29 protein-coding genes and 1 riboswitch are annotated in these 25,286 nt (G+C 65.1%); of the genes, 17 read left to right on the top strand and 12 right to left on the bottom strand.

Going from position 1 to position 25,286, the window contains the following annotated elements:
- Positions 1–15: 15 nt before the first annotated feature.
- The 3 genes from VGR99_RS33445 (at position 16) to VGR99_RS33435 (ending at position 3,166) form a co-directional block, all read left to right on the top strand.
- Positions 16–750 carry a TlyA family RNA methyltransferase gene (locus VGR99_RS33445; RefSeq protein WP_326904213.1) on the top strand — a complete coding sequence of 245 codons (735 nt, stop codon included), beginning with the start codon at positions 16–18 and terminating at the stop codon, positions 748–750.
- Positions 743–1,990 carry a class I SAM-dependent RNA methyltransferase gene (locus tag VGR99_RS33440; protein WP_326904212.1) on the top strand — a complete coding sequence of 416 codons (1,248 nt, stop codon included), beginning with the start codon at positions 743–745 and terminating at the stop codon, positions 1,988–1,990. The genes VGR99_RS33445 and VGR99_RS33440 overlap by 8 nt, the downstream gene beginning before the upstream one ends.
- Positions 1,991–2,086: 96 nt before the next feature.
- Positions 2,087–3,166, top strand: a complete 1,080-nt coding sequence (locus VGR99_RS33435) for an Acg family FMN-binding oxidoreductase (protein WP_326904211.1) — start codon at positions 2,087–2,089, stop codon at positions 3,164–3,166.
- On the opposite strand, the gene VGR99_RS33430 is transcribed toward VGR99_RS33435, so the two are convergent.
- Complete coding sequence (locus VGR99_RS33430; RefSeq protein WP_326904210.1) at positions 3,163–3,753, bottom strand: hypothetical protein; 591 nt, start codon at positions 3,751–3,753, stop codon at positions 3,163–3,165. The two genes, VGR99_RS33435 and VGR99_RS33430, sit on opposite strands and share 4 nt — an antisense overlap.
- A gap of 213 nt (positions 3,754–3,966) precedes the next feature.
- On the opposite strand from VGR99_RS33430, the gene VGR99_RS33425 reads away from it, so the two are divergent.
- The 3 genes from VGR99_RS33425 (at position 3,967) to VGR99_RS33415 (ending at position 6,817) form a co-directional block, all read left to right on the top strand.
- Positions 3,967–5,025, top strand: a complete 1,059-nt coding sequence (locus VGR99_RS33425) for a class I SAM-dependent methyltransferase (protein WP_326904209.1) — start codon at positions 3,967–3,969, stop codon at positions 5,023–5,025.
- Between the two features lie 149 nt (positions 5,026–5,174).
- Entirely contained in the window at positions 5,175–5,816 is a 642-nt protein-coding gene (locus VGR99_RS33420; protein WP_326904208.1) for a carboxymuconolactone decarboxylase, read from the top strand.
- Positions 5,817–6,043: 227 nt separating this feature from the next.
- On the top strand, positions 6,044–6,817 hold the full coding sequence (locus tag VGR99_RS33415) for an enoyl-CoA hydratase/isomerase family protein (protein WP_326904207.1): 774 nt from the start codon (positions 6,044–6,046) through the stop codon (positions 6,815–6,817).
- Positions 6,818–6,888: 71 nt separating this feature from the next.
- Here the strand turns inward: VGR99_RS33415 and VGR99_RS33410 are convergent, their stop codons facing one another.
- Positions 6,889–7,752, bottom strand: coding sequence for a DUF1194 domain-containing protein (locus VGR99_RS33410; RefSeq protein WP_326904206.1), 864 nt, complete (start codon positions 7,750–7,752; stop codon positions 6,889–6,891).
- A 258-nt stretch (positions 7,753–8,010) separates the two neighbouring features.
- Positions 8,011–8,088: riboswitch (Fluoride riboswitch) on the top strand.
- A 111-nt stretch (positions 8,089–8,199) separates the two neighbouring features.
- On the opposite strand from VGR99_RS33410, the gene VGR99_RS33405 reads away from it, so the two are divergent.
- The 5 genes from VGR99_RS33405 to clpS are packed head-to-tail and all read left to right on the top strand — an operon-like array spanning position 8,200 to position 10,948.
- Positions 8,200–9,411 carry an MFS transporter gene (locus VGR99_RS33405; protein ID WP_326904205.1) on the top strand — a complete coding sequence of 404 codons (1,212 nt, stop codon included), beginning with the start codon at positions 8,200–8,202 and terminating at the stop codon, positions 9,409–9,411.
- A 19-nt stretch (positions 9,412–9,430) separates the two neighbouring features.
- The gene (gene crcB / locus VGR99_RS33400) at positions 9,431–9,820 is read left to right on the top strand and encodes a fluoride efflux transporter CrcB (RefSeq protein WP_326904204.1); all 390 of its coding nucleotides are present in this window, start codon (positions 9,431–9,433) and stop codon (positions 9,818–9,820) included.
- A gap of 6 nt (positions 9,821–9,826) precedes the next feature.
- The gene (gene crcB, locus VGR99_RS33395; RefSeq protein ID WP_326904203.1) at positions 9,827–10,255 is read left to right on the top strand and encodes a fluoride efflux transporter CrcB; all 429 of its coding nucleotides are present in this window, start codon (positions 9,827–9,829) and stop codon (positions 10,253–10,255) included.
- Positions 10,256–10,257: 2 nt separating this feature from the next.
- Complete coding sequence (locus tag VGR99_RS33390; protein ID WP_326904202.1) at positions 10,258–10,599, top strand: DUF190 domain-containing protein; 342 nt, start codon at positions 10,258–10,260, stop codon at positions 10,597–10,599.
- A 43-nt stretch (positions 10,600–10,642) separates the two neighbouring features.
- A complete protein-coding gene (clpS, locus tag VGR99_RS33385; protein WP_326904201.1) occupies positions 10,643–10,948 on the top strand; it encodes an ATP-dependent Clp protease adapter ClpS in 306 nt (101 codons plus the stop codon).
- A gap of 4 nt (positions 10,949–10,952) precedes the next feature.
- Here the strand turns inward: clpS and VGR99_RS33380 are convergent, their stop codons facing one another.
- The 5 genes from VGR99_RS33380 to fabI form a co-directional block, all read right to left on the bottom strand.
- Positions 10,953–11,447, bottom strand: a complete 495-nt coding sequence (locus VGR99_RS33380; protein ID WP_326904200.1) for a GNAT family N-acetyltransferase — start codon at positions 11,445–11,447, stop codon at positions 10,953–10,955.
- Between the two features lie 16 nt (positions 11,448–11,463).
- On the bottom strand, positions 11,464–12,654 hold the full coding sequence (locus VGR99_RS33375; RefSeq protein ID WP_326904199.1) for an adenylate/guanylate cyclase domain-containing protein: 1,191 nt from the start codon (positions 12,652–12,654) through the stop codon (positions 11,464–11,466).
- A 74-nt stretch (positions 12,655–12,728) separates the two neighbouring features.
- Positions 12,729–13,817, bottom strand: a complete 1,089-nt coding sequence (aroC, locus tag VGR99_RS33370; RefSeq protein WP_326904198.1) for a chorismate synthase — start codon at positions 13,815–13,817, stop codon at positions 12,729–12,731.
- Positions 13,818–13,936: 119 nt separating this feature from the next.
- Positions 13,937–14,536 carry a histidine phosphatase family protein gene (locus VGR99_RS33365; protein WP_326904197.1) on the bottom strand — a complete coding sequence of 200 codons (600 nt, stop codon included), beginning with the start codon at positions 14,534–14,536 and terminating at the stop codon, positions 13,937–13,939.
- A 15-nt stretch (positions 14,537–14,551) separates the two neighbouring features.
- The gene (gene fabI / locus VGR99_RS33360; RefSeq protein WP_326904196.1) at positions 14,552–15,367 is read right to left on the bottom strand and encodes an enoyl-ACP reductase FabI; all 816 of its coding nucleotides are present in this window, start codon (positions 15,365–15,367) and stop codon (positions 14,552–14,554) included.
- A 173-nt stretch (positions 15,368–15,540) separates the two neighbouring features.
- On the opposite strand from fabI, the gene VGR99_RS33355 reads away from it, so the two are divergent.
- Entirely contained in the window at positions 15,541–16,029 is a 489-nt protein-coding gene (locus VGR99_RS33355) for a sigma-70 family RNA polymerase sigma factor (RefSeq protein ID WP_011085414.1), read from the top strand.
- Between the two features lie 106 nt (positions 16,030–16,135).
- Complete coding sequence (locus tag VGR99_RS33350; RefSeq protein ID WP_326904195.1) at positions 16,136–16,909, top strand: anti-sigma factor; 774 nt, start codon at positions 16,136–16,138, stop codon at positions 16,907–16,909.
- A gap of 433 nt (positions 16,910–17,342) precedes the next feature.
- On the opposite strand, the gene VGR99_RS33345 is transcribed toward VGR99_RS33350, so the two are convergent.
- Both VGR99_RS33345 and VGR99_RS33340 read right to left on the bottom strand, forming a co-directional pair.
- The gene (locus VGR99_RS33345) at positions 17,343–18,308 is read right to left on the bottom strand and encodes a J domain-containing protein (protein ID WP_326904194.1); all 966 of its coding nucleotides are present in this window, start codon (positions 18,306–18,308) and stop codon (positions 17,343–17,345) included.
- A 112-nt stretch (positions 18,309–18,420) separates the two neighbouring features.
- Positions 18,421–18,822: an RT0821/Lpp0805 family surface protein gene (locus tag VGR99_RS33340; RefSeq protein WP_326904236.1), complete on the bottom strand. Its 402-nt coding sequence runs from the start codon at positions 18,820–18,822 to the stop codon at positions 18,421–18,423.
- A 119-nt stretch (positions 18,823–18,941) separates the two neighbouring features.
- On the opposite strand from VGR99_RS33340, the gene pdxH reads away from it, so the two are divergent.
- From pdxH to VGR99_RS33325, 3 genes are all read left to right on the top strand, one after another.
- A complete protein-coding gene (gene pdxH, locus VGR99_RS33335; protein WP_326904193.1) occupies positions 18,942–19,583 on the top strand; it encodes a pyridoxamine 5'-phosphate oxidase in 642 nt (213 codons plus the stop codon).
- A gap of 26 nt (positions 19,584–19,609) precedes the next feature.
- Positions 19,610–20,362 (top strand): SDR family oxidoreductase, encoded by a 753-nt coding sequence (locus VGR99_RS33330; RefSeq protein WP_326904192.1) that lies wholly within the window; start codon positions 19,610–19,612, stop codon positions 20,360–20,362.
- Positions 20,363–20,743: 381 nt separating this feature from the next.
- Positions 20,744–21,523: a class I SAM-dependent methyltransferase gene (locus VGR99_RS33325; protein ID WP_326904191.1), complete on the top strand. Its 780-nt coding sequence runs from the start codon at positions 20,744–20,746 to the stop codon at positions 21,521–21,523.
- 73 nt (positions 21,524–21,596) lie between these two features.
- Here the strand turns inward: VGR99_RS33325 and VGR99_RS33320 are convergent, their stop codons facing one another.
- Complete coding sequence (locus VGR99_RS33320; protein WP_326904190.1) at positions 21,597–21,833, bottom strand: hypothetical protein; 237 nt, start codon at positions 21,831–21,833, stop codon at positions 21,597–21,599.
- Positions 21,834–22,097: 264 nt separating this feature from the next.
- On the bottom strand, positions 22,098–23,075 hold the full coding sequence (locus VGR99_RS33315; RefSeq protein ID WP_326904189.1) for a magnesium transporter CorA family protein: 978 nt from the start codon (positions 23,073–23,075) through the stop codon (positions 22,098–22,100).
- Between the two features lie 339 nt (positions 23,076–23,414).
- Here VGR99_RS33315 and VGR99_RS33310 point away from each other — a divergent pair, with 339 nt between their 5' ends.
- A complete protein-coding gene (locus VGR99_RS33310) occupies positions 23,415–24,101 on the top strand; it encodes a L,D-transpeptidase (protein ID WP_326904188.1) in 687 nt (228 codons plus the stop codon).
- 37 nt (positions 24,102–24,138) lie between these two features.
- On the opposite strand, the gene VGR99_RS33305 is transcribed toward VGR99_RS33310, so the two are convergent.
- Positions 24,139–25,236: an extensin family protein gene (locus VGR99_RS33305; RefSeq protein ID WP_326904187.1), complete on the bottom strand. Its 1,098-nt coding sequence runs from the start codon at positions 25,234–25,236 to the stop codon at positions 24,139–24,141.
- Positions 25,237–25,286: the final 50 nt, after the last annotated feature.

Genomic DNA, 25,286 nt, shown 5'->3' with positions numbered 1-25,286 from the left:
TCTTTCGGAGATCCGATGTCCCCTGCCCGCAAGCGTGCGGATGTTCTGCTGGTCGAGCGCGGCCTGTTCGAGAGCCGGGCGCGGGCGCGCGCGGCGATCGAGGCCGGCCTCGTCACGGCCGACGACAAGCAGGTTTCAAAACCGTCGGAGACGATCGCCGAGGATGCGGTGATCCAGGCCGAGCCCGCGCATCCCTATGTGTCCCGCGGCGGCGTCAAGCTCGCCGGCGCGCTGGAGCGCTACCCGATCGAGATCGAGGACCATGTCTGCCTCGATGTCGGCGCCTCCACCGGCGGGTTCACCGAGGTGCTGCTGGCGAACGGCGCGAGCCTCGTGTTCGCCATCGATGTCGGCACCAGCCAGCTTCACCCTTCGCTGCGCGGTCATCCAAAAATCGTGTCGATGGAGGAGACCGACATCCGCAGCTACGAGGGCAAGCGGTTGCCGGCCCGGCCCGATGTCGTCGTCATCGACGTCAGCTTCATCTCGCTGAAAACCGTGCTGCCCGTGGCGCTGTCGCTGGCGGCCGCGCCGACGAGCCTCCTGGCGCTGATCAAGCCGCAATTCGAGGCGGATCGGAAGCACAACAAGAAGGGCATCATCCGCGATGCCGCCGTGCATCAGGAGATCTGCGACGACATCGCGGCGTTCGCGGCTTCGCTCGGCTGCACCCATATCGAGGTGTTCCCCTCGTCGATCGCGGGCGGCGACGGCAATATCGAATTCTTCCTGGGCGCGCGCCGTGGTTGAGCGCGTCACGATCGATCACATCGGCCATCGCGGCGACGGCGTCTCGCTGACGACGGGCGATGCGATCTATGTGCCCTATACGCTGGGTGGCGAGACCGTCGAGGTCGATCACGTCGCCGGCCATCATCCCGACCGCCGCAAGCTGCTGGCGGTGGACGTCGCGAGCCCCGAGCGCATCGCGCCGTTCTGTCCGCATTTCGGCGTCTGTGGCGGCTGCGCGATCCAGCACTGGGCGACGGAGCCATACCATGCTTGGAAGCGCAACATCGTGGTGGAGACGCTGGCGCAGGCCGGCATCGAATGCGAGGTGACGCCGCTGGTCGATGCCCATGGCGCCGGCCGCCGGCGGGTCACGCTGCACGGCCGGTTCGGCACGCATGACGTGCTGAAGGTCGGCTTCTCTGCCGCGAGCTCGCACGACGTGATCCCGATCCATCGGTGCCCGATCCTCGATCCCGCGCTCGAGGGCGCGCTCGATGCAGCCTGGGCTCTCGCCGAACCGCTGACGTCGAAGATGCCGGTGACGAAGCCGCTTGACATCCAGGTCACCGCGACCGCCAACGGCCTCGACGTCGACGTACGCGGCTCCGGCCCGCTGCCGACGCCTTTGGTCACGGCGCTGTCGCGCGTCGCCGAGCAGCATCGCCTGGCGCGGCTGACGCGGCACGGCGAGTTGGTGCTGCAACGCCTGCCGCCGACGGTGAGGATGGGCCGCGCCGAGGTGACGCTGCCGCCGGGCTCGTTCCTGCAGGCGACGGTGGCGGGCGAAGAGACGCTGGCTGCGCTCGTTGCCGAACGCGTCGGCAAGGCCAAGGAGGTTCTCGACCTCTTCTGCGGCGTCGGGCCGTTTGCGCTCAGGCTCGCCGAGAAGGCGCGCGTCACCGCCTATGACAACGACGCCGGCGCCGTCGCCGCACTCGCGAAAGCCGCGCGCACGCCCGGCCTGAAGCCGATCAAGGCCGAGCCGCGCGACCTGTTCCGCCGCCCGCTGGTGCCGCCGGAGCTGCGCGACTACGACGCCGTGGTGTTCGATCCGCCGCGTCAGGGCGCGCAGGCGCAGGCGCTGAAACTCGCCGCGAGCAAGGTGCCGGTGGTCGTTGCCGTGTCCTGCAACGTCGGGACGTTCGCCCGCGACGCGCGGCTGCTGATCGACGGCGGTTACAAAATCGAGAGCGTCGTTCCGGTCGACCAATTCCGCCACACGCCGCATGTCGAGCTCGTCGCTCGATTTACGCGATAGGCCGCCGGCAACATCCATCCTTGATTCCGGTCAATCACGCCGGCGTCCGCTGACGCTAAAAGCATCCTTGCGCAACGGGATGTGGAGCGGATTTTCGTGGTTGACCGGCGACAGTTCATCGCGACCGCGCTCGGGCTTTCTGCCGCCGCGATCGGCAACCTCCCTGCTAAAGCGGCGACGATGACCTACGACGAGGCCGCGAAGGCGTCGCGAGCCCCGCTACAGGCCGTGCCGAGGGATCGCGAGCTGGTGCGCCTTGCGACGCTTGCAGCCAACAGCCACAACACCCAGCCATGGATCTTCTCCGCCCGTGGCAACGAGATTTCGATTGCACCCGACTTCGCTCGCCGCTGTCCGGCTGTCGATCCGGACGATCATCACCTCTTCGTCAGTCTCGGCTGCGCCGCCGAAAACCTCATTCTCGCGGCGTACGGGCTCGGCTGGCACGCGAGCCCGGTCGTCGACGGCGACCGGATCGTGATCGCACTCGAGCAGGCTTCACCAATGGCATCGGCGCTCGCCGGTGCGATTCCCCTCAGGCAATGCACCCGTGCAGTCTTCGACAACAAACCGGCCGCGCCCGAGATGCTGCGCCAGCTCGAGAACGCCTGCCGCGAGCCGAACGTCGCTGCGATCCTGATGACCGAACGCGCCGCGATCAGGAAAGTCACCGACTACGTCATGGAGGGCAATTCAGCGCAGATGCGCGACAAGGCCTTCATGCGCGAGCTCGTGAGCTGGATGCGCTTCAACGAGACCGATGCGCTCGCGACGATGGACGGGCTGTTCTCGCGTGTCTCGGGAAATCCATCCCTGGCCGCATGGATCGCGCGACCGCTGCTGAGCGTCTTCTTCACCGAGGGCGGAGAGAACAAAAAATACCGCGAACAGCTCGACAGTTCCGCGGGCGTCGTCGTTCTGGCCGCCGATCGCAGCGACAAGGCGCAGTGGATCGCGGTCGGCCGCGCCTGTCAGCGCTTCGGCCTGCAGGCGACCGCGCTGGGGCTCAAATATTCTTTCGTCAACCAACCGGTCGAGGTCGCAGCACTGCGGCCGCAATTCGCAGCCTTGCTCGGACTCGGCGAACGGCGCCCCGATATCGTGATGCGCTTCGGAACCGGTCCGGACATGCCGAGATCGCTGCGGCGTCCGCCGGAGCAGGTGATGCAGCGTTAGCGCCGGAGCCCGCTCAATGCCGGCGATTCACCGGGCAGCATATTCGATCTGATATCGCTGTCCATGCGACCCGAATCCTGCTGGGTGAACCCGGCCCCGAACGACAGGCTGAGGTTGGAGGTCGGCTTGAACTCGACACCCGCGAACGCGCCATAGCCGGGCGCGACGCCCGAGGTCAGCGGCGCAAGCGAGCTGCCGATTCCGTCGCCGTATTTCATCGCGTTGAAACCGGCAAAGAACGTGACGGGCATGCCGCCCGCGGTCTTGGTGTTGTAGCCGAACTGCGTGCTGTCATAGGACAGCGCGCTGAAATTGCCGACCGTCGCGGGCTGGCTGAACCCGCCGAGACCGAAGCTGCCGTGCTGGCTTCCCATAACGAAGCCAGGCCTGTAATCGTAACCTGCCTTGGCATCGCCGGCATTGAAGCTCGGAAAATTGCCATAGCTGTCGGTGCTGCCGCCAAAGCCGAAAGCCCCACCCGGAATCCAATATTGCACGGGCGCGACCTGCGCATGAGCCGGCGCTCCGCCAAAGCAGAGCACGGTGAGGAGAGTTGCAAGACCGCAGGAACGAGCGAGGCTGGGCATTCAGGTAACCGTCAAAACTTCGCAAATTATACGCCCGGGATCGTGCAAATGCCAGTCAGGCGATGCCGACGGATCACGCTACCCAGTTCCGGGATCACCTTTTCCTGACGCCTTGAACCTCACCTGTGGCAGGCGGACCCAATTACAAGGCTGCGCGCGCCGTGCTGCGCGTGCGCAGACCCTTGAAATGTCCGCCATCGGATGGAGGCTATCATGGACGTCGATACCGACAAGTTGAATGCCTTTATGGGCAAGATGATCACCGAGGTCGGGGCGGCGATGAACGCATCGCTGATGCTGCTGGGCGACAAGCTCGGCCTTTACCGCACCCTCGCCGCCAAGGGACCGATGAAGTCCGCCGAGCTGGCGAGCGCCACCGGAACGACGGAGCGCTATGTCCGCGAATGGCTCTCGAGCCAGGCGGCGTCCGGCTTCGTCGAATATGACTCGGCATCCGGAAAATTCTCGATGCTGCCGGAGCAAGCAATGGCGCTTGCAGACCCGGACAGTCCCGTGTTCCTCGGTGCCGTCGGTAACGTCATTGCCGCGGCGTTTCTCGACGAGCCGAAGATCACGGATGCGTTCAAGAGCGGCAAGGGTGTCGGCTGGAACCGGCGTAGCGAATGCCTGTTCTGCGGCACCGCCCGCTTCTTCCGAACCGGCTACATGCATCACTTGGTGCAGGAGTGGCTGCCTGCGCTCGACGGCGTCGTGGACAAGCTCAAGCGCGGTGCCAAGGTCGCCGATGTCGGCTGCGGTCACGGCGTCTCGACGCGGCTGATGGCGGAAGCCTTCCCCAACTCCCGCTTCTACGGCTTCGACTATCACGAGGGCTCGATCGAGGCGGCGCGAAAGGCGGCGGCCGAGGCAAAGCTCGGCGACCGCATCAGCTTCGCGGTCCACTCGGCCAAGACCTATCCGGCCGAAGGCTACGATCTCGTCTGCTTCTTCGATTGCCTGCACGACATGGGCGACCCCGTCGGCGCCATCAAGCATGTGCGCGAGAGCATGGCGAAGGACGGCACCTGCATGCTGGTCGAGCCGTTCGCGGGCGACCGTCTCGAAGACAATCTCAACCCGGTCGGGCGCGTCTATTACGCGGCGTCGACCATGATCTGCACGCCGGCCTCGCTCGACCAGGAGGTGGGCCTCGCACTCGGCGCGCAAGCCGGCGAGGCAAGGCTGCGCAAGGTCGCGAACGAAGGCGGCCTGTCGCGCTTCCGCCGCGCCGCCGAGACGCCGTTCAACCTGATCCTGGAGGCGCGGATCTGATCTCCATCGCGCCGGGCGCGTAAACGCGGCATACGGCCATGCCGACACCGCAGTCTCGCCCGGCGCCGACATCCTTGCCTGTCGCGCGCCACAACGTAAGCTGGCGATCGAACAAGGCGGCGCGAGTCCGCCGACATGGGAGGATGACAATGAAATATCTTGGCCTGGCGCTGGCCGCACTGCTTGCTGTGACGCTTTCGGGAGCGGGCCGCGCAGCCGAGCCGACCCGCTTCGTTCCGCTGAAGCCGGATGAGCTCACCCCACCGCAGAAGGAATGGGCGGACGCGATCGCGGTGCCGCCGCGCAATGCCAAGTTCACCAACCCGCCCTATCGCGCCTATATCCGCAATCCCGAGCTGGCGCCAAAGCTCTCGGCGATGTCGGACTATTTGCGCTGGAATTCGTCGCTGCCGGCACGCCTCAGCGAATTCGCCATCCTGATCACCGCGCGGCAGTGGACCGCGCAGTACGAATGGTTCGCGCATTATCCGCTCGCGATGAAGGCCGGCCTCGATCCGCAGGTCGCCAAGGACGTCGCGAACGGCGTGCGGCCGCAGGCGATGAAGGACGACGAGGCCGCGCTCTATGACCTCGCGATGGCGCTCTATCGCGACAAGAAAGTGTCCGACGACGTCTATCGCGCGGCACAGCAAAAGTTCGGCGAGCGCGGCATCATGGATATCATCGGCCTGATCGGCTATTACGATCTGGTCTCGATGACGCTGATCACGATGCAGGCCGAAGCCCCGAACGACAGCGTGCCGCCGCTGCCGCCGCTGGCCAGTAAGTAGCGACAACACGCTTGGCGCCGTCCCCCTGAGGCGGCCGCTTCTTCAGCGGCCCTCGAAGGGCGAGGGCCCCACTGGACTGGATAGCATCGTCATTGCGAGGAGCACTTGCGACGAAGCAATCCAGACTGCCTTCGCGGAAAGACTCTGGATTGCTTCGCTGCGCTCGCAATGACGATCAGATCGACCTGCAGTTGAAGCTTCCAACCACTTAAGGCATGGAGACCCCGGTGACATCAGACAATCCCGTCACTTATGAGCGCTCAGGTGGCATCGCCCGCATCACGCTGCGCCGTCCGCCGGTCAACGCGCTGAGCCTCGAGGTCATCCGTGCCGTGGTCGCAGCGCTCCGCCGCGCCGCCGACGATGGCGATGCACGCGTGGTCGTGCTGGCGAGCGCGATTGCAAAGCGTTTTTCGGCGGGGCTCGATCTCGACATCCTGCTCGGCAAATCCGGCGCGCAGATCCGCGAGTTCCTGCAGGCGCTCTATATCGACCTCTACGACGCCCAATATGGGCTCGGCAAACCGTCGATCGCCGCGGTCGGTGGCGCTGCGCGGGGCGGCGGCATGACCATGGCGGTGTCCTGCGACGTCGTGCTGGCATCCGAGAGCGCGACGTTCGGCTATCCCGAGATCGACGTCGGCGTCATTCCCGCGATCCACTACGCCCATCTGCCGCGCATCGTCGGACGTCACCGCGCCTTCGAGCTGTTGTTCACCGGCCGGGTCTTCAGCGCTGCGGAGGCACGCGAGCTCGGCGTTGTGAACCGCGTCGTTGGAGATGCCGAGCTCGAGGCCGAGACCTTGAAGCTCGCGGCGCAATTTTCCGGCAAATCGGCCGCGGTGCTGCGGATGGGCCGGGCCGCCTTCATGCGCCAGATCGATCTCGACTACCGGCGCAGCATTGCCAGCGCCGTCGACGATTTCTGCAACGTCGCGACCTCGGATGAGGCGCAGGAAGGCTTGAGAGCATTCGTCGAGAAGCGGGCGCCGAACTGGTGAGGGATCGGCGTAGCCGCGCTCAGGCGGTGCGGTCGAGGCGAGCCCGGAGCCCCGCTTCGCTCGAAAACGCCCTAGCGTCCCCAGCGATCCGACCAGATCTTCTCGCCGATCATGCAATTGACCCGCGGCTCCTTGTCGGCCACGCGCATCACGGGGCGGTCCGGGGTGCGACCAGCAACCTCCATCAGAAGTTTGGTGCGGATCGCTTCCTTGAACTTCTCGCGGTCCTTGATCGAGATCACGAAGGAGCCGGGGCCGCCAATGACGCAGTCCTCGTAATAGTAGTCGAGATTGTCGATATCCATGGTCGAGTAGGACGGCTCCTTGACCATGATCGGCAGGCCGTTGATGACGATGCCCTTCTCGAGCGCTGCATCGCGCGCCACCGTGACCGGGCCGCCATTGTTGTTGGGACCATCGCCGGAGATGTCGATGACACGGCGCAAGCCGCGATAGGGATCCTCGTCGAACAGCGGCATCGCGAAGGTGATCGCGCCAGAGATCGAGGTCCGCGAGGCGCGCCGGATCGGCGTCTTCATGATTTCGGCGGCGACCGCATCCGCAGTCTCGGGGCCGTCGACGAGACGCCAGGGGATGATGATCTTCTGGTCGGTGGAGGCGGCCCATTCGAAATAGGTCACCGCGATCCGCCCGTTCGGACCGAGCTTCAGCGCCTGCAGGAATTCCTTCGACTGGATCGCCTGCGCATAGCCCTCGCGCTGGATGGCAAGCTCGTCCATGTCCATGGAGTAGGAGACATCGACCGCGAGGATCAGCTCGACGTCGACCGACTGCGTATCCTTGTCGGCTGCGAGCCGCTGCGGCTGATTTTTTGGCGGCTCAAGCTTGGGCCCTGGTGCCGCGATGCCCGCGACATCCCCCCCGGCGAGAACGCCGGCCACCAGCACAGCCCCGATCGAGAACAGCAAGCGCATCGCAGTCTCCCGTCGTATGACGCGATGGTGACATGCAAACGGCTTGCCGCAAAGCGCGAAGATCGCTTGCGCTTCACATTCGAGTTAGGAATTTGCGCGCTTGCACAAAGCTGCCGCCGCATTGCTGCGCTTGCGCCGCTGGAACAGGCGCGATGGCTCCCACCGTCATCGATGCGGCACGTCGCTCCGGAATGACGGGCGCCATGTGGAGACACTCCCCCGCCCACTTGTCGTGCACGATTTCCATGCTAGGCTCAGCATATAGATGGGGATGGAGTCCCCCGATAACCGCCCGGCGGCTTGTGACCGTAGTGGGCTGATGACTCCTGCTTGAGGTGGGGCGATCTTTGAGCCTCTGCCTTTGGCGGGAGCATGGACAAACCCGCCGATGGCGGGTTTTTTGTTGCCTGAACGCGAGGGCCAGATGGGCCAGGAGAAGGAGAAGGCGTGACGGCGACGACACCGAAGGAGGCTGCGCGCGCCGGGCTGCCCAGGGGGATCTGGGTGCTCGGCTTCGTCTCGATGCTGATGGACGTCTCCTCGGAGATGATCCACGCGCTGCTGCCGGTCTATCTGGTCACCGTGCTTGGCGCCTCCACGCTCACCGTCGGCTTCATCGAGGGTATCGCGGAGGCCACGGCCTCGATCACGAAGATCTTCTCCGGCGCGCTGTCGGACTGGCTTGGCCGCCGCAAGCTGCTCGCGGCCCTCGGCTATGGGCTCGCCGCGCTGACAAAGCCGCTGTTCCCGCTCGCCCCCAGTGTCGGATGGCTGGTGGCCGCGCGCTTCATCGACCGTGTCGGCAAGGGCATCCGCGGCGCGCCGCGCGATGCGCTGATTGCCGATATCGCGCCCGCAGGCCTGCGCGGCGCGAGCTTCGGCCTGCGCCAATCGCTCGATACCGTCGGCGCCTTCGTCGGGCCGCTCGCGGCGATCGGCCTGATGTGGTGGACCGCGGATAATTTTGCCCTCGTGTTCTGGGTCGCCGTGCTGCCGGCCTTCCTGTCGTTCGGACTGATCGCGTTCGCGGTGGACGAGCCGGAGCCGGACCCGAGCCGGGAGCGCGCGAAGAACCCGCTCAATCTCGCCGCGATGCGGCAGCTTGGGGCGGTGTACTGGCGCGTCGTGGCGATCGGCGTCGTCTTCACGCTGGCGCGCTTCAGCGAAGCCTTTCTGATCCTGCGCGCGCAGAACATCGGGCTCAATGTGATGTGGGTGCCGGCGGTGCTGGTGCTGATGAACGTCGCTTACGCGCTCTCCGCCTACCCGGCCGGCGTGCTGTCGGACCGGATCAACCGCACCGGCCTGCTCGCGCTCGGCCTCGTCTTTCTCGCCGGCGCCGATCTCGCGCTCGCACTACTCCCGAGCCTTGGCGGCCTGGCGCTCGGCGTCGTGCTGTGGGGGCTGCATATGGGGCTGACGCAAGGCCTGCTCTCGGCGCTGGTCGCGGACGCTGCGCCGCCAAGCCTGCGCGGCACCGCCTTCGGCTATTTCAACCTGTTCACCGGCCTTGCTCTGCTGGCCGCGAGCGTGATCGCCGGCGCGCTGTGGGACGCCTATGGCCCGGCCGGCACGTTTCTCGCCGGGCTCGGCTTCGCGCTGGTCTCGCTGGTGGGGCTGCTCGCCGTCGGCAATGGGCTGGCTACGGAGAACAAATGACAGCGGGGGATGATTCATCGTGTTGAGCGGAGTGATCGCAATCGTGGTCGGCAGCGTGCTGGGCGGCTGCGCGCGCTATTTCGTCTCCGGCGCGATCGCGCGGCGGATGGGCGAGACCTTTCCCTGGGGCACCATGACCATCAACGTCACCGGCGCCTTCCTGATCGGCATCTTCGGCGCGCTGGCGACCCATCCCGGCTCGTTGTTCGCCTCGCCCAATCCCTGGCTGTTCGCGGTAACCGGGTTCCTCGGCTGCTACACCACGGTGTCCTCGTTCAGCCTGCAGACGCTGACGCTCGCCCGTGCCGGCGAGCCGATGCACGCGCTCGGCAATGTCGTGTTCTCGGTCGGGCTGTGCCTTGCCGCCGTCAGTTGCGGCTTCCTCCTCGCTGACAGTCTTGGGGGATAGCGACCGATGAACTTCCCCTCCTCCACTGAGCGCTGGCGTACTGCGGTGCTCTATGCCTGGGTTGCCGCCGGCAGCATCGTCGGCGGGCTGACGCGTTATCTGGTCGGGATCGCGCTCGACACCGGGCCGGGCTTCCCCGTCGCGACGCTGTTCATCAACGCCACAGGCTCGCTGATCATCGGCTTCTATGCGACACTGACCGGCCCGGACGGTCGCATGCTGGCGCGGCCCGAGCACCGGCAGTTCGTCATGACCGGGTTCTGCGGCGGCTACACCACCTTCTCGACCTTCAGCCTCGAGACCTTCCGCCTGTTCCACGGCGGCATGAAATACACCGCGCTGGCCTATATCGCGGCCTCCGTCGTCTGCTGGCTGGTGTCGGTATGGGCGGGGCATATGATGGCAACCCGCATCAACCGCTTGAAAAGGAGCTGATCATGCAAATTCCCAATCAGGCCGTTTTGCTGCGGATCTTCATCGGCGAGAGCGACCATTACGACGGCAAGCCGCTCTATGAAGCAATCGTGATGACGGCACGCGAGCGGCATCTTGCGGGGGCAACCGTCTTGCGCGGCCCGATGGGCTTCGGCAAGTCGAGCCGGCTGCACACCTCGAAAATCCTGCGGCTCTCGGAGGACCTGCCGCTGCTGATCGAGATCGTCGACAGCGAGGACAACATCAACGCATTCCTGCCCATCCTGGATGGCATGATGTCGAGCGGCCTCATCACCTTGGAGAAGGTACAGGTTCTGCAATATGGTGCGAAAGCCGCAAGCTGATCGCCGCGGCGGAAACCCCAGCCCGCCGAGTCCGGGAGGCGGAATGAACGACACCGTCACCAAGCCGAAAACCAGGACCAGGACCAAGGTCGAGCGGCCCAAGCTGCACAAGGTCATCCTGATCAACGACGACTTCACGCCGCGCGAGTTCGTCACCATGGTGCTGAAGGCCGAGTTCCGCATGACGGAGGATCAGGCCTACAAGGTGATGATCACCGCGCACAAGCTGGGCGCCTGCGTGGTTGCCGTGTTCACCAAGGACGTGGCCGAAACCAAGGCGACGCGCGCCACCGACGCCGGCCGCGCCAAGGGCTATCCGCTGCTGTTCACGACGGAGCCGGAGGAGTGAGGCGCTAACTCTTGAGGCGCGCCATGATGATTTCGTCGTGATAGGTGCCGTCGACCAGGATCGCCATCCGCTTGATGCCCTCCTCGACAAACCCAACCTTGCGATAGAGGGCGGCTGCCGCGGTGTTGGTCGCGAACACGCCGAGCTCAATGCGGCGGAAGCCAAATTGGTCCGCGGCCCGAACGGCCTGCCGCAGCAGCCTTTCGCCAAAGCCTTTGCCGCGGAAGTCTGGTACGAGCCCCATGAAGAGATCGCCGACATGCGCCGAGACGGCGCGGCTGGCCGGCGGCACGTTGCACCATCCGACGACAGCGCCGTCGGCGACGGCGACGATCTGTGGATAGCCGCGCTCGACATTGCGCGCGACGAAGGCGCGGACCTGCTCGATCGGCGGTGCCTCCACCAGCGCAATGTATTTGCGTTCACGGGCGACGGTATCGACAGCGGCTCGAAAGGCATCGGTATCGGCGACCTCGATCTGGCGGAATTCGACGGTCATGAGCGAGCCCGTTGCTTCACGCCATCACCACCGGCGTCTCCTCCCCGAGCCCGTAGACGCGCTGTGCCTTGGAAAACCCCGCGATCGGAAATTCGCCGAGCGCGCGCCAGTCGTGGCGGCAGGCATTGGCAAAGACTTCCGACACCACGACGGTGCGGCCGAGCCGGCCGGCGATCTTCTCCAACCGTGCCGCGAGATTGACGGCGGGCCCGATGCAGGTGAAGTCGAGCCGGTTGCCGCCGCCGATATTGCCGTAGAGGATGTTGCCGACATGCAGCGCGACGCCGAAGCGGAAGCGCTCGACGATGTCGCCGACCGGAAAGGCGAGCGCCTCGACACTGGCGCGGGATTCGCGCGCGGCCTCCAGCACGCGCGCACAGACATGCGCGGCATCGCCGACATATTCGTCGATCGGAAACACCGCGAGCAGGCCGTCGCCCATGAATTTCAGCACCTCGCCGCCATGGCCGCGGATCGCAGTGACCTGGCAGTCGAAATACTGGTTGAGGATCTCGACCACGGTTTCGGCCGGCAGGCGGTCCGACAGCGCAGTGAAGCCGCGCAGATCCGAGAGCCAGATCGCGGCCTGCATGGTGTCGTTGTGGCCGCGGCGGATCTGGCCGCCGAGGATGCGCGCGCCGGCGCGGTTGCCGACATAGGTGTCGAGCAGCATCTCGGCGGTGCGGCGGAGGCTGATGATCTCGCTGACGCGCGCGAGCGGCGTCACGATCGTGCGGATCGCCGCGATGTGGTCGTCGCTGAAACCGCCCGGACGCCGCGTGATCCAGCTCGTCGCGTGGATCGAGCCGTCGAGATAGTGCATCGGCATCGCGAGGTAGTCGGTCACGCCTTCGGCGCGCATGTCGTCGAGGAACGGAAATCGCCTGCTGTCCGGATCGTCCATCCGTCCCCGGACTTCCAACCCCTCCTCGAACACGATCCGCAGCGGACTCTTGGCGAATTCGGGCGTCTCCAGGATCTCGAAATCGACGGTGCCGATCTCGACCTTCTGGCCCTCTCGCCAGATGAAGTTACGGCCGAATATCTCCGGATGCAGCGTGCGGATGAAGATGCCGAACCGCGACAGCGGCAGGCCGGCGGCGACCAGATGCTCGCAGACCTCGGCGATCATCTCGGAAGGGGTCGCCGACGACCTCGCGCCGTCGATCAGCCAGTTGGTGATGCGCTGGAGCTCGGAATTTTCCATGCGCCATTTGCGGACGAAGTTGTGCGATCGTCAAGCTACGCGGTGGGCCAGCACCGCAAGATGAAGACCTTGCGCTAGCGCCCCACCTGCCCGCGATCGCGCAGGAAGTGGTCGGCCAGCACGCAGGCCATCATGGCTTCGCCGACCGGGACGGCGCGGATGCCGACGCAGGGGTCGTGACGGCCCTTGGTGAAGATCTCGGTATCGGCGCCGTGGCGGTCGACGGTGAGACGCGGCTGGAGGATCGACGAGGTCGGCTTCACCGCGAAGCGCACCACGATCGGCTGTCCCGTGGAGATGCCGCCCAGGACGCCGCCGGCATGGTTGGACAGGAAACGCGTGCCGTCATTGCCGGTGCGCATCTCGTCGGCGTTCTCCTCGCCGGTGAGCTCCGCCGCGCCAAAGCCGGCGCCGATCTCGACGCCCTTCACGGCGTTGATGGTCATCATCGCGCCCGCGAGATCGGAATCGAGCTTGGCATAGATCGGCGCGCCCAGGCCCGCCGGCACGCCCTCGGCAACGATCTCGAGCACCGCGCCGATCGAGGAGCCGCTCTTGCGGATGCCGTCGAGATAGGTCTCGAAGAACGCGGCCTTGTCCTTGTCCGGACAGAAGAACGGATTCTTGGCAATCTCGTCCCAGTCCCATTTGTCGCGGTCGATCTTGTGCGGGCCGATCTGCACCAGCGCGCCGCGCACCTTCACGTCGGGCAGCACCTTTCGTGCGATCGCGCCGGCGGCGACGCGCATCGCGGTCTCGCGCGCGGATGAACGGCCGCCGCCGCGATAGTCGCGCAGGCCGTACTTCGCCTCATAGGTGAAGTCGGCATGCCCCGGGCGAAACTTGTCCTTGATCTCCGAATAGTCCTTGGAGCGCTGGTCGGTGTTCTCGATCAGCAGCCCGATCGGCGTGCCCGTCGTCACCTGCACGCCGGACTCCGGATGCGCCATCACGCCGGACAGGATTTTCACCTGGTCCGGCTCCTGGCGCTGGGTCGTGAAGCGCGACTGGCCCGGCCGGCGGCGGTCGAGGTCCTTCTGGATGTCGGCCTCGGTGAGCGGGATCATCGGCGGGCAGCCGTCAACCACGCAGCCGATCGCCACCCCATGGCTCTCGCCGAAGGTGGTGACACGGAACATATGGCCGAAGGTGTTGAAGGACATCCGTCTCTAGCTCGTAAGTCAGCGCTGACGTGTGGTAGCGCCCGGGAACACCGCGTTCAACCCCGTTCCCGTCATTCCGGGTTCGCCCTTCGGGCGCCCCGGAATGACGGCGGGGTTGCTTAACTATACCTGTCCAGCCGGCCGTCGCGGAACACGTAGACGGTGCCCTGCTCGATATAGAGTTCGGCGGCGCTGGCGGGGGTCTCAAGGCCGAGCGAGACCATCAGGGCCCGGCAGGTGCCGCCATGGGCGACCGCAACGATGTCGGTCCGAAGCTCGTCATACCAGGCGCGGACGCGGACCTGCACATCGGCGTAGGTCTCCCCGCCCACGGGCCCAACGGTCCATTTGTCGGCGAGGCGCCTTGCATAGATGTCGGGATCTTTCGCCTCGCTCTCGGCCAGCGTCAGCCCCTCCCAGGCGCCATAACCGATCTCGCGCAGGCGATCGTCCAGCGTGTAGTCCGCCACCGGCAGCTCGAGCTTACCGCGCGCGAGTTCCATGGTCTGGCGCGCCCGGCCGAGCGGGCTCGACACATAGGGCAACGCGGCCTTGTCGCGGCCGTCGCGCTTGAAGAGATCGGCGAGAACGCCGCCGGCCTGCGCGGCCTGGCCGCGCCCGCGCGCGTTCAGCGGAATGTCCTGGGTGCCCTGAAGCCTGCCGAGCGCATTCCACTCGGTCTCGCCGTGGCGAAGGTAATAGATCGTAGGCACGGGCATTCCAGAATCTAAGGGCTAGTCCTTGCTGCCGAACGAGATGTCCGGCGCGTCGGGTCGCTTCATGCCCAGCACGTGGTAGCCGGAATCGACGTGATGCACCTCGCCGGTGACGCCCCGCGACAGGTCGGAGAGCAAATACAGCGCACTGCCGCCGACGTCTTCGGTGGAGACATTGCGCCGCATCGGCGCGTTATTCTCGTTCCACTTCAGGATATAGCGGAAGTCGCCGATGCCGGATGCCGCAAGCGTCTTGATCGGTCCTGCCGAGATCGCGTTGACGCGGATGTTCTTCTCACCGAGGTCGGCGGCGAGGTATCGCACGCTGGCTTCGAGCGCAGCCTTCGCCACGCCCATCACGTTGTAATGCGGCATCCACTTCTCGGCGCCGTAATAGCTGAGCGTGATCAGCGAGCCGCCATCGGTCATCAGTTTCTCGGCGCGCTGCGCCACCGCCGTGAACGAATAGCAGGAGATCAGCATCGACTTGGAAAAGTTCTCCGGCGTGGTGTCGACGTAGCGGCCGTCGAGTTGCTCGCCATAGGCGATCGCATGCACCAGGAAGTCGATCTTGCCCCATTTCTCATGCAGCACCGCGAAGGCCGCGTCGATGGTCGCAGCGTCGGTGACGTCGCAATGGCCGAGCACGAGGCCACCGATCTCGGCGGCGAGCGGCTCGACGCGCTTCTTCAGCGCATCGCCCTGATAGGTGAAGGCGAGCTCGGCGCCTGCGGCGTGGCATGCCTTGGCGATGCCCCATGCGATCGAGCGGTTGTTGGCAAGGCCGAGGATCACCCCGCGCTTGCCCTGCATCAGACCTGAATTCTGCGCCATTTCGCTAACGTCCCGTCGAGCTCTCGTTGAGGTCTGGAGGTACACCAGCCCTCCCTTGCGGTACAGCCCTAATACGCGGCGTTAACGCTGTTTCGAGCGCCGGAATAGCCGTTCCATTCGGGTGTTATGATGATTGTGGCCTTTGCGCCGAACGGCAGGACATCAAACACGGCATGAGTGCGTTTCGCCAGAGTGTGGAAGCCATGATCCCGGCGTTGCGCCGCTACGCCCGCGCGCTGACGCGCGATGCGGATGCAGCCGACGATCTGGTGCAGGATACGTTGGTGCGTGCGCTCCGTTCGGAGCGCTTGTTTCTCGGAGGCGACGTCAGGAGCTGGCTCTATACGATCCTGACCAACCTCAACAAGAACCGGCGGCGCTCGCTGGCGAGGCGGCCGCAATTCATGCAGCTGACGGAGAACAATCCCGATGCCAGCGGGACCGAAGCCGAGGGACGCGACATCGAGAAGGCGCTCGCAACGCTGGTGGAGGAGCAGCGCTCGGTACTGCTGCTGGTGATGCTGGAGGGCATGAGCTACCGCGAGGTCGCCGATATCCAGGGCGTGCCGATCGGCACCGTAATGTCCCGCCTGGCGCGCGCCCGCGCACACGTTAAAGCGTCGCTGGAAGGTGAGCGCCCGGCGCTCAGGCGGGTGAAATGATGGCAGGATTGATGCATCGCGCATGCCGCCTTCCCTGCACGGAGAGAGAAGCAGCGCAGTTGAACCGCGTAGGATTTTTTGGGCCGCAGAGCCAGAGACGACTGATATGAACGACCGCAATATTCCCGTTACCGAGGACGAGCTGCACGCCTATGTCGACGGCGAGCTGCCGGCCGAGCGTCGTGCCGACGTCGAGGCCTGGCTCGCCGCCCACCCTGATGATGCCGAGCGGGTGCAGTCATGGCGCGCCATGGCCGAGATGCTGCACGCCCGCTACGATGCCGTCGTGCAGGAGCCGGTGCCGGCCCGGCTGGAGCTCGAACGGCTGGAGCGCCGTCCGCGGCAATGGCTCTATCGAGCTGCCGCCGCCGTGCTGGTGGCCTTCGTCGCCGGCGGCACGGCCGGCTGGGTCGCGCATGGCGCCGCCAACGCACCCTCGACCTTCCAAAGCTTCACGGCGGACGCGCTCGACGCCCACCGCCTCTATGTCGTCGAGGTCCGCCATCCCGTCGAGGTCGGCGGCAACGAGCGCGACCACCTCCAGGCCTGGCTGACCCGGCGCTGCGGCTGGACCGTGTTCGCTCCGAATCTGGAAGCGAGCGGACTGAAGCTGGTCGGCGGCCGGCTGCTGCCGGGGCCGAGCGGGCCGGCGTCCTTCCTGATGTATGAGGGAGCTTCGGGCGAGCGCTACACGATCTACACCGCCAAGACCGAGAATGGTGCGACGCAAATGCGATACGCGAAGACGGACAAGGACGGCGCGCTGTTCTGGGCCGAGCGTGGCGTCGGCTACGTCGTCAGCGGCGGCGGTGCAGATCGCGACCGGCTGACCAAGGTGGCGCAAGCCGTGTACGACCAGGCAGAGAAAAACGGCGGTTAGACAACCCGCCATAGCCCAAGCTTGGCTTGGGCGTCCTTCAAACCGCGCAGTGCCTCGATTCCGTCATCGAAAATTTGGAATCAAGACATGCGTGCGTCTCATTATCGCACCGGGTGTTCACGCGAATATGAGTAGCGTTCGATCCGCCGATCGACGCGGGCGGCCTCGATTGGGGTTTTTGGTACCGCGCTGGTCCCCCTCTCGAGGCCGCACCTATTTATCGGCTGCCCCGCCGGACAGCCGACGCGCCGATACATGAAGCGCTACCACGCCTCAGGCATATGATGAGCATCATCCTGCGGGGAGATGCTCTAGGCTTTTAGGAGAACCCCTTCAGTTCCGGTCTCTCGCCGCAAAGCGCGATCGCTCGCGCTCAGCTTTTTTTGCGCATGATCTTTCCGGAAAACCGCTGCGCACTTTTCCGGATCATGCTTCAGCCAAGCCCGCTACGTGGATTGTAGGGGTGTTGGTCCCGCCACTTCTCCATCAATGCTTCAAGCTCGGCGTCGTTCCCGTCCGGTAGCATAATCCTGATAGTGACGAAGAGATCCCCGGTTCCAGCAGATTTCGGCAAGCCCTTACCTTTGAGTCGGAAGGTCCGGCCGCTGGAGGTGTTTTTGGGGACCGAGAGCTCGACCGCATTGCCAAGGGTGGGCACCCGGACCTTGCCGCCGAGCACCGCCTCGTAGAGCGTGACCGGCAGGTCGATTCGCAAGTCGGCGCCCTCGACCTTGAAGTGCGGGTGCGGCGTGACGCTGATGGTGATCAGCAGATCGCCCGGCGGATGGCCCTGGGCGCTCTCGCCCTGCCCCCGCAAACGAATCTGCTGGCCCTCGACGACACCGGCCGGAATCTTGACGTTGAGCTCCTTGCCATTCGGCAACCGCACGCGCTTCTCGCCACCCTTGACCGATTCTTCGAGCGAGACGGACATGGCGACATTGACGTCGAGATCGAGCCCGATCCCGCCGGTGTCGAATTCGAACTGGCCGGCGCTGCCGGCCCCGGGCCGCGCACCGCGCATCCCGCCGCCGAACATGCTGTTGAGGATGTCTTCGAACGCGCCCGCGCCCTGGCCCGGGCCTGCGCCGCCGCTACGGAAGCTGTAGCTCTCGAACCCGCCAGGACCGGCGCGACCGCGCGGGCCGCCGCCGCCCGGAAAGCCCTGGAAGCGCGGCTTGCCCTCGGCGTCGATCTCGCCGCGGTCGAACTGCTTGCGCTTGTCCTCGTCGCCGATGATCTCGTTGGCCGAATTGATCTCGGAGAAGCGCTCGGCGGCCTTCGGGTCATCCTTGTTGCTGTCGGGATGATGCTTCTTGGCCAGCTTGCGATAGGCGCTCTTGATCGCGGCAGCGTTGGCGCTCCGCGGCACCCCCAAGACCTCATAGGGGTCGCGCATCCGTCACGTCTCCTCTTGGGAAATCGAAATGTTAAAAGGGGCTCCCCGCCCCCACCTGAGCCTCATGTGGGGGGCAAGTGGCATTTTTGCAACTAGTCTTCCGGCGCGATTCCTAGCTACGCCACGGCTTTAGCGTATGAATCTCCCAACGGCCACGGCTGCTTTGGCATCCGGCACCCTGGAGCCAGCTTTCGGTCGCCCCGTTGACATAGCTCGCGAGGAAATCGCGGCACTTGCGGCCGTCCTCGGCCGCATAGGACTGGGCGATCGGCGTTACCGAGCCGCGCGCCCCGGTTTCCGGATTTTCCCAGTGCTGGCTGGAATCCTTGTCGCCCTTGCTCAGCACATCGGAGGCGGCGTTACGGGCGAAGGCAAGATCGGTCTCGGTCGGAGCGGTGTCCTTCGCCAGCATCGCGATCGAGCCGGTGAGGTCGCTGTCCTCGGCCTTGGCGTAGGCCGTCTTGTCACCGCGGGAAAAGCTGCAGCCGCCGGTGCCGAGCCCGATCACAATCATCGTCACGACAAGGCCGGACGGCCGCATCGCCGATAGGCCAACGCGTCCCCATGCCCTATATAGGGCGGTAGCGGACAACAACGCGTTTTGGGCCGCGGGACGCAACTCGGACTCCAGACATGACCGACACGACCTCGATGAAACACCAGACACCCTTAACATCCGGTGATTTCACCGCCGCCGACGAGCCTTTTGCGCTGTTCGAGGCCTGGCTGAACGAAGCCATCAAGAGCGAGCCGAACGATCCGAACGCCATGGCGCTCGCAACCGTCGATCCCGACGGGCTGCCTGACGTGCGCATGGTGCTGATGAAGGGCTTCGACACCGAAGGTTTTGTCTTCTACAGCCACATCGCCAGCCAGAAGGGCCGCGAACTCGCCGCAAATCCTAAGGCCGCGTTACTTTTTCACTGGAAGTCGCTGCGCCGTCAGGTCCGCATCCGCGGCAACGTGACGCCGGTGACCGACGCCGAGGCCGACGCCTATTTCGCGACGCGGCCGAAGCAGGCGCAGATCGGCGCCTGGGCCAGCAAGCAGTCGCAAGAGCTGGAGAGCCGCTTCGCCTTCGAGCAGGCGATCGCCAAAGTCGCGGCCAGGCACGTCATCGGCGAGGTGCCTCGGCCGCCGGGCTGGAGCGGCTGGCGCATCATCCCTTCACGGATCGAGTTCTGGCACGACCGCCCATTCCGCCTGCACGACCGCATCGAATTTCGCCGTGACGCGGCCGGCCAACCATGGTCCAAGACGCGGATGTATCCCTAGAGCTTAGGCCGACCTGAAAGATGTCCATGCCGCATTCGTCCAATGCGCCGCGCCGCACGCTGCTCCTGACTGGAGCCAGCCGCGGCATCGGCCACGCCACCGTGATCCGCTTCTCGTCGGCGGGCTGGCGTGTCATCACCTGCTCGCGGCATGCCTTCCCCGAGGATTGCCCGTGGGACGCAGGGCCAGAGGATCACATCCAGGTCGACCTCGGCGATCCCCACGACACCGCGCGTGCGATCTCCGAAATCCGCAATCGGCTCGAAGGCGGCGTGCTGCATGCGCTCGTCAACAACGCCGCGATCTCGCCGAAGGGCCCGGGCGGCTCCCGGCTCGGCTCGGTCGATACCGATCTCGACACCTGGACGCACGTCTTCCACGTCAACTTCTTCGCGCCGATCATGATTGCGCGCGGCCTGATCGAGGAGCTGAAGGCGGCCAAGGGCTCGGTCGTGAACGTCACCTCGATCGCGGGCTCGCGCGTGCATCCCTTCGCGGGCGCCGCCTATGCCACCTCGAAGGCCGCGCTCGCATCCCTGACGCGCGAGATGGCCTCCGACTTCGGCCGCGTCGGCGTCCGCGTCAACGCGATCGCGCCGGGCGAGATCGACACCTCGATCCTGTCGCCGGGCACCGAGAAGATCGTCGAGCAGCAGATCCCGATGCACCGCCTCGGCACCCCTGACGAGGTCGCCAAGATCATCTACGTGCTGTGCACGGACACCAGCTCCTACGTCAACGGCGCCGAGATCCACATCAACGGCGGGCAGCACGTGTGATCCGCACGCGTCGTTGCGCGGCAATGCACGAGAGCGGAGCGTGGTGCGCGCTCTTGCCCCCTCGTCATTGCGAGGAGCGGAGCGACGAAGCAATCCAGAATCCCTCCGTGGAAAGACTCTGGATTGCTTCCGCCTTCGCCAAAGGCTTCGGCGGACAAGTCGCTGCGCTCGCAATGACGGAGTGTGTGGGCAACATCACGGGTCTCCGCGTGCACTCGTAGGATGGGCAGAGCGAAGCGAAACCCATCGCGCATCCTCCTCGCGGAAACATGATGGGTTTCGCTTCGCTCTACCCATTCTACGGTCGCAGACACGCCTTCTCGATCTCGCGGCTCAATTCACCCGAGCTAAGGGGCAACGTGTAAGTCAAACGGTGGAAGCATGGGTCGGTTCGCAAGCACGGCGTCACTCTACGAGCATTTGCGCCCGCCCTATCCGGGCGAATTCTTTCGCAGCGTTGCGCAAAAGCTCGGCCTCTCCAGACAGAGCAGCCTGATCGATCTCGGCACCGGACCCGGCCTGCTGGCGCTCGGCTTCGCGCCCTATGCCGGCCGCGTCGTCGGTGTCGACCCGGAGCCCGCAATGCTGGATGCGGCGCGACGCGCTGCTGCGAGCGCAGGCCACGCGCTCACGCTGATCGAGGGAAAGACCGAAACGCTTGCCGCCGACATGGGCAGCTTCGATGTCGTGACGATCGGCCGTGCGCTGCACTGGATGGATCGTGAGCCGACGCTGGCACGGCTCGACGGGCTGGTTGCGCCGGGCGGTGCAATTGCCGTCTGCGCCTCGTTCTCGGCGACCGACGGCAGCAATCCGTGGCTCGAGGGCTACAACGAGATCCGCCGCCGCTGGTCACCGGCCAAGCTCTGGGAGGAAGCCGGCCGGGGCACGCGCACCCATCGCGACTTGCCGGCGTTCTTTCGCGGCAGCGCCTTTGCTCCTACCGAGCTCGTCAAGGTCGAAACCAGCCACATGATCAGCGTGCAGGACCTGACGCAACGCGTGCTGACCTACTCCTCATCGTCGCCCGAAGCGTTGGGCGACAACGTCGAGGCCGCACTGCGCGACGTCGAGAGCCATCTGACCTCGTTCGGCCGCGATGGCGCCATCGCCGAGACCATCGTCTCGACGGCTGAGATCATAAAGCGCCAAGTGATTTGACACGAAGGGCGGAAGCTAGGCGATCCAGACAACGCCGCCGCAAGACTGGATCGCCTGCCCTTCCTTCCACTCCTCAATCGAGTCGAATCCGACGTGACCGTTCGCGCAGCCTCAACGTTGCAGCATTTGGAGTAGCGGCAGCGTTGAATGCAGTCGAGCAATCGTCATCGTTCTCGCCATCGAGCAGCGGAGCACCACAGTGCCGGCACATGCGTGCCGACAACGACGGCGCCTTGCCGCTCGCCACGGCCTGACGATAGCTCGTCAGATCGATGACGTTGCGGGGCGTCGTTATGTGTTTTTCAACCATGGCTGTTCCTCGCGGCTAACCCGCTGCTTATCGCAGACAAGTTTCGCGCAAACGTTCAGCCCACTGCTCAAATTTTACCGGAGGAATTGGGGCGGCGCGCACACATCACTGCATGGCCGCAATCCCGCTCTATTCTGCGACACCAACCGCCGTGTCTCTACGAACGGCGTAAGATATCGGTAGGTATCTTTGCCGGAGTAGCGATACGAACGTCAGGCTGTCGTTCTTGGCATGATCTCGCGGCAAGCCAGTTCCGGATCGCGCTTACAGCCACTTCTTCCACTTGAAGATCCAGTACGGAACAATGGCCGCGAACAGCATCATCACGATCGCCATCGGATAGCCGTGCGCCCATTCGAGCTCCGGCATCGACTTGAAGTTCATGCCGTAGACCGAAGCGATCAGCGTCGGCGGCATCAGGACAACAGCCATGACCGAAAACAGCTTGATGATGTTGTTCTGCTCGAGATTGACGACGCCGAGCATGGCGTCCAGCACGAAGGTGATCTTGCTGGAGAGATAGGAGGCGTGATCGGTCAGCGACGACACGTCGCGCTGCATGGTCTTGAGCTGCTCGCGCATGTCCTTGGACCATTTCACGCCTTCGACCACCGCGGACAGGAACGTCACGACACGGCCGATCGAGACCAGGCTCTCACGCACCTTCGAGGTCAAATCGCCCTTGCGGCCGATCGAGATCAGGATCTGGGAATATTGCTTGGCGTGGCCGTGACGCTCGCTCTCGGGCTCGAAGATGTCGTGCGAGACCTGGTCGATCTCGGCGCCGCAGCGCTCCAGAATGTCGGCGCAGCGATCAATCACGGCGTCCAGCAGTTCCATCAGCACCATCTCGCCGGAGATGGAAGGCGTGCAGGAGCGGGCGAGCTTGGCCTCGACCAGCGCGAAGGGTTTTGGCTGATCGTAGCGCACCGTCACCAGGCGATGGTCGCCGAGGATGAAGGTCACCGCCGTGGTCCGGGGCATGTCGGTATCGGAGTGGCACATCAGCGTCGCGGTCATGTAGCGCGCGCTGTTCTCGATATAGAGGCGGCTGGAGATCTCGATCTCCTGCATGTCCTCCCGGGTCGGGATCGCGATGCCCAGGAGCCGCTCCACAGCCTTGTCCTCGGCTCCAGTCGGGTTGACCAGATCGACCCACACCGCGTGATCCGGCACGACAGCCAGATCCTCGACCACGGCCTTCTTGAGGCTGCCCTCGGAGGGAACGAACACAGAAAACATGCACAACTCCAGCAGGGGCCTGCGACAGACTGACAGCCCTTAGCGCGATTCTGACAAGTTCAAGATGACAAGCACATTAACGGAGCGTTTGCATTTATGGCGGCGGCGTGGCCCAACCGTGGCACGGAATCGACAGTTCGGCATCTTTGGCCCCAAAAACCGCGCAACGTCGCAAAAATTGCGGCAAAAAAGCCACAGGTTCGGTCTCGCAGTGCGGGAAAAGGTCCGAAACGCTGGAATTGTGGCAGATTTCAACGATAATAGGGACCAACGGAGTCGTGGTTTTGGGCCTTGGCTCAAGCTCCGCGAAAGTTTGTTGATGTCGATTGGAACCGAATCATGTCGTCGCTGAAAGTTATGCTGGGTGTTTTGGCCGCTGGCCTGATGCTGTCGGGCTGCATGCAGGCCACGCACTTTGAGGCGACCGACACCAAAGCCTTCAAGCCGAAGGACAAGGAACTGCTCGCCAAGGTGCGGTATGAGAACACCCCGGTCGCCGAGCCGTTCCGTCGCGCCATCGTCGAATACCACCGCAAGGAATCGCCGGGCTCGATCGTGGTCGATTCCGACAACCACTATCTCTACTACGTGCTCGATGGCGGCAAGGCGATCCGTTACGGCATCACCGTCGGCGAAGAAGCCATGGCCTGGTCGGGCATCGCCAAGGTCGGCAGCATGACCGAGTGGCCGGCCTGGCATCCGACCCCGGGCGAGATCTCGCGCCTGGGCGTTCCGACCTATGTCGCGCCCGGTCCGGATAATCCGATGGGTTCCCGCGCGATGTATCTCTACTCGGGCGGCAAGGACACGCTGTTCCGCATCCACGGCACCAACCAGCCGGAATATATCGGCGCCTCGATCTCGTCGGGCTGCATCCGCCTGACCAACGAGGACGCGATCGACCTCTATGGCCGCGTCAAGGTCGGCACCATCGTCGTGGTGCTCGAGCCGAAGCACGGCGACTCGCCCTACAATTCGCGTCTGGCGCTCGGCGCCGGCGGAACGGGCCAGGCGGGCAGCTACTGATCGCCTTCTGATCTCTGAGACTTAAAAAGCGCCGGTTTCACCGGCGCTTTTTTGTTGCCGGCTTGTGCGACTGGGCCTTGTTGCCAGCGGCCACTGGCTTGTCCGCAGGCGCGGGAGATTTCTCCGTCGCCTCGTCGTCAGCGCCCTCCTTTGCCTCAGGCTTGGTCTCGGATTTGGCCGCGACCTCGCGCGGCGGCGCCTCCTCGGGACGTTCCGCCGGCAGCAGCGGGGCGACCTGCGGCAGGGGATCCCAGACGTTCCACTGGCAGATCCGGTAGTCGTTGCGCCGCTGCGCCAGATCGAGATGGATGTGGTCCTCGTGGTACCAGTCCGATCCCGGGCCAAGCACGGTGGAGAAGCGCGAACACACCGAACGCAGCACGCGCTCGCGCACGTCGCGCGACATGGTGCGGTCGGTGAGGCCGATCGACTGCCCGTTGGCGAGCTTGATGGCGCGGACGTCGAGCGCGTTGGCCTTGCCGTGCTCGGACAGCATCGCGCCTGCGATGCGGTTGCGACCGCGGCACTCGAAGCTGTCGAAATTGTCGAGATCGCTGATGGTCGAGCCGAGGCTGGTGGCCACCGGCACCATGTCCTTGCGCACCCAGTCGGCGATCGCGGACGCCATGGTGCAGCGGAGGATCGCCGCCGGCTTGACCGCGACCTTGCGCTTGTCCGGCAGCACGATGGCCTCCAGCCGCACCAGATCCTCGCCGCCGCAGGCGCCGGGACCGCGGATATCCGGAAGCGACGGTGCAATCGCGATCTCCTCGGTCAGCGCAAGGCGGCAGGCCGAGAGCTGCTTCTCCGGCAGCGGCGCGGCCTCGGCGGGTTTGCTGCCGTTCGGCTTATCGGGAGAAGGTTTTCCTTCGGTCTCCGGCGCGGCCTCGTCCGCTGCTTTGGGGGCCCCCTCCGGGCGAGGCTTTGGTAGCGGTATCTTGGTGGCGTGCACCGCCGGACGCGGCCGTGGTGTACCAAGACCGAAGATATCGAGCGGCGCAGCATATTTCCGCGCCTCTGCCCGATCGGCAAGCATGAGCGTCAGCCCGAGCGCAGCGGTAACCATGGCCGCGCCGGTGGACATATAGCCGCGACAAGACCATTTGCGGCGAAAGTCCGGCAGGCTAAAACTCATGACAATTCTTTGGCCCTGCGCTGAGAGCGACAACCCGCCCAGCGAATTCT

The sequence above is a fragment of the Bradyrhizobium sp. genome (assembly GCF_035935975.1).
Classification (GTDB): Bacteria; Pseudomonadota; Alphaproteobacteria; order Rhizobiales; family Xanthobacteraceae; genus Bradyrhizobium.
The sequence above is the reverse complement of the archived record's forward strand: the minus strand, read 5'-3'. Positions and strand labels throughout refer to the sequence as shown.

Bases quoted from the DNA above. Each gene is read 5' to 3' on its own strand.
- VGR99_RS33430 (WP_326904210.1), bottom strand. From the start codon at position 3,753: ATGCCCAGCCTCGCTCGTTCCTGCGGTCTTGCAACTCTCCTCACCGTG.
- VGR99_RS33315 (WP_326904189.1), bottom strand. From the start codon at position 23,075: ATGTTTTCTGTGTTCGTTCCCTCCGAGGGCAGCCTCAAGAAGGCCGTG.
- VGR99_RS33320 (WP_326904190.1), bottom strand. From the start codon at position 21,833: ATGGTTGAAAAACACATAACGACGCCCCGCAACGTCATCGATCTGACG.
- crcB (WP_326904203.1), top strand. From the start codon at position 9,827: ATGAACTTCCCCTCCTCCACTGAGCGCTGGCGTACTGCGGTGCTCTAT.
- VGR99_RS33330 (WP_326904192.1), top strand. From the start codon at position 19,610: ATGCCGCATTCGTCCAATGCGCCGCGCCGCACGCTGCTCCTGACTGGA.
- VGR99_RS33410 (WP_326904206.1), bottom strand. From the start codon at position 7,752: ATGCGCTTGCTGTTCTCGATCGGGGCTGTGCTGGTGGCCGGCGTTCTC.
- VGR99_RS33380 (WP_326904200.1), bottom strand. From the start codon at position 11,447: ATGACCGTCGAATTCCGCCAGATCGAGGTCGCCGATACCGATGCCTTT.
- VGR99_RS33305 (WP_326904187.1), bottom strand. From the start codon at position 25,236: ATGAGTTTTAGCCTGCCGGACTTTCGCCGCAAATGGTCTTGTCGCGGC.
- aroC (WP_326904198.1), bottom strand. From the start codon at position 13,817: ATGTCCTTCAACACCTTCGGCCATATGTTCCGTGTCACCACCTTCGGC.
- VGR99_RS33355 (WP_011085414.1), top strand. From the start codon at position 15,541: ATGAGTGCGTTTCGCCAGAGTGTGGAAGCCATGATCCCGGCGTTGCGC.
- VGR99_RS33325 (WP_326904191.1), top strand. From the start codon at position 20,744: ATGGGTCGGTTCGCAAGCACGGCGTCACTCTACGAGCATTTGCGCCCG.
- VGR99_RS33375 (WP_326904199.1), bottom strand. From the start codon at position 12,654: ATGGAAAATTCCGAGCTCCAGCGCATCACCAACTGGCTGATCGACGGC.
- VGR99_RS33445 (WP_326904213.1), top strand. From the start codon at position 16: ATGTCCCCTGCCCGCAAGCGTGCGGATGTTCTGCTGGTCGAGCGCGGC.
- VGR99_RS33390 (WP_326904202.1), top strand. From the start codon at position 10,258: ATGCAAATTCCCAATCAGGCCGTTTTGCTGCGGATCTTCATCGGCGAG.
- VGR99_RS33350 (WP_326904195.1), top strand. From the start codon at position 16,136: ATGAACGACCGCAATATTCCCGTTACCGAGGACGAGCTGCACGCCTAT.
- VGR99_RS33345 (WP_326904194.1), bottom strand. From the start codon at position 18,308: ATGCGCGACCCCTATGAGGTCTTGGGGGTGCCGCGGAGCGCCAACGCT.
- fabI (WP_326904196.1), bottom strand. From the start codon at position 15,367: ATGGCGCAGAATTCAGGTCTGATGCAGGGCAAGCGCGGGGTGATCCTC.
- VGR99_RS33425 (WP_326904209.1), top strand. From the start codon at position 3,967: ATGGACGTCGATACCGACAAGTTGAATGCCTTTATGGGCAAGATGATC.
- VGR99_RS33420 (WP_326904208.1), top strand. From the start codon at position 5,175: ATGAAATATCTTGGCCTGGCGCTGGCCGCACTGCTTGCTGTGACGCTT.
- pdxH (WP_326904193.1), top strand. From the start codon at position 18,942: ATGACCGACACGACCTCGATGAAACACCAGACACCCTTAACATCCGGT.
- VGR99_RS33365 (WP_326904197.1), bottom strand. From the start codon at position 14,536: ATGCCCGTGCCTACGATCTATTACCTTCGCCACGGCGAGACCGAGTGG.
- VGR99_RS33310 (WP_326904188.1), top strand. From the start codon at position 23,415: ATGTCGTCGCTGAAAGTTATGCTGGGTGTTTTGGCCGCTGGCCTGATG.
- VGR99_RS33340 (WP_326904236.1), bottom strand. From the start codon at position 18,822: ATGATTGTGATCGGGCTCGGCACCGGCGGCTGCAGCTTTTCCCGCGGT.
- clpS (WP_326904201.1), top strand. From the start codon at position 10,643: ATGAACGACACCGTCACCAAGCCGAAAACCAGGACCAGGACCAAGGTC.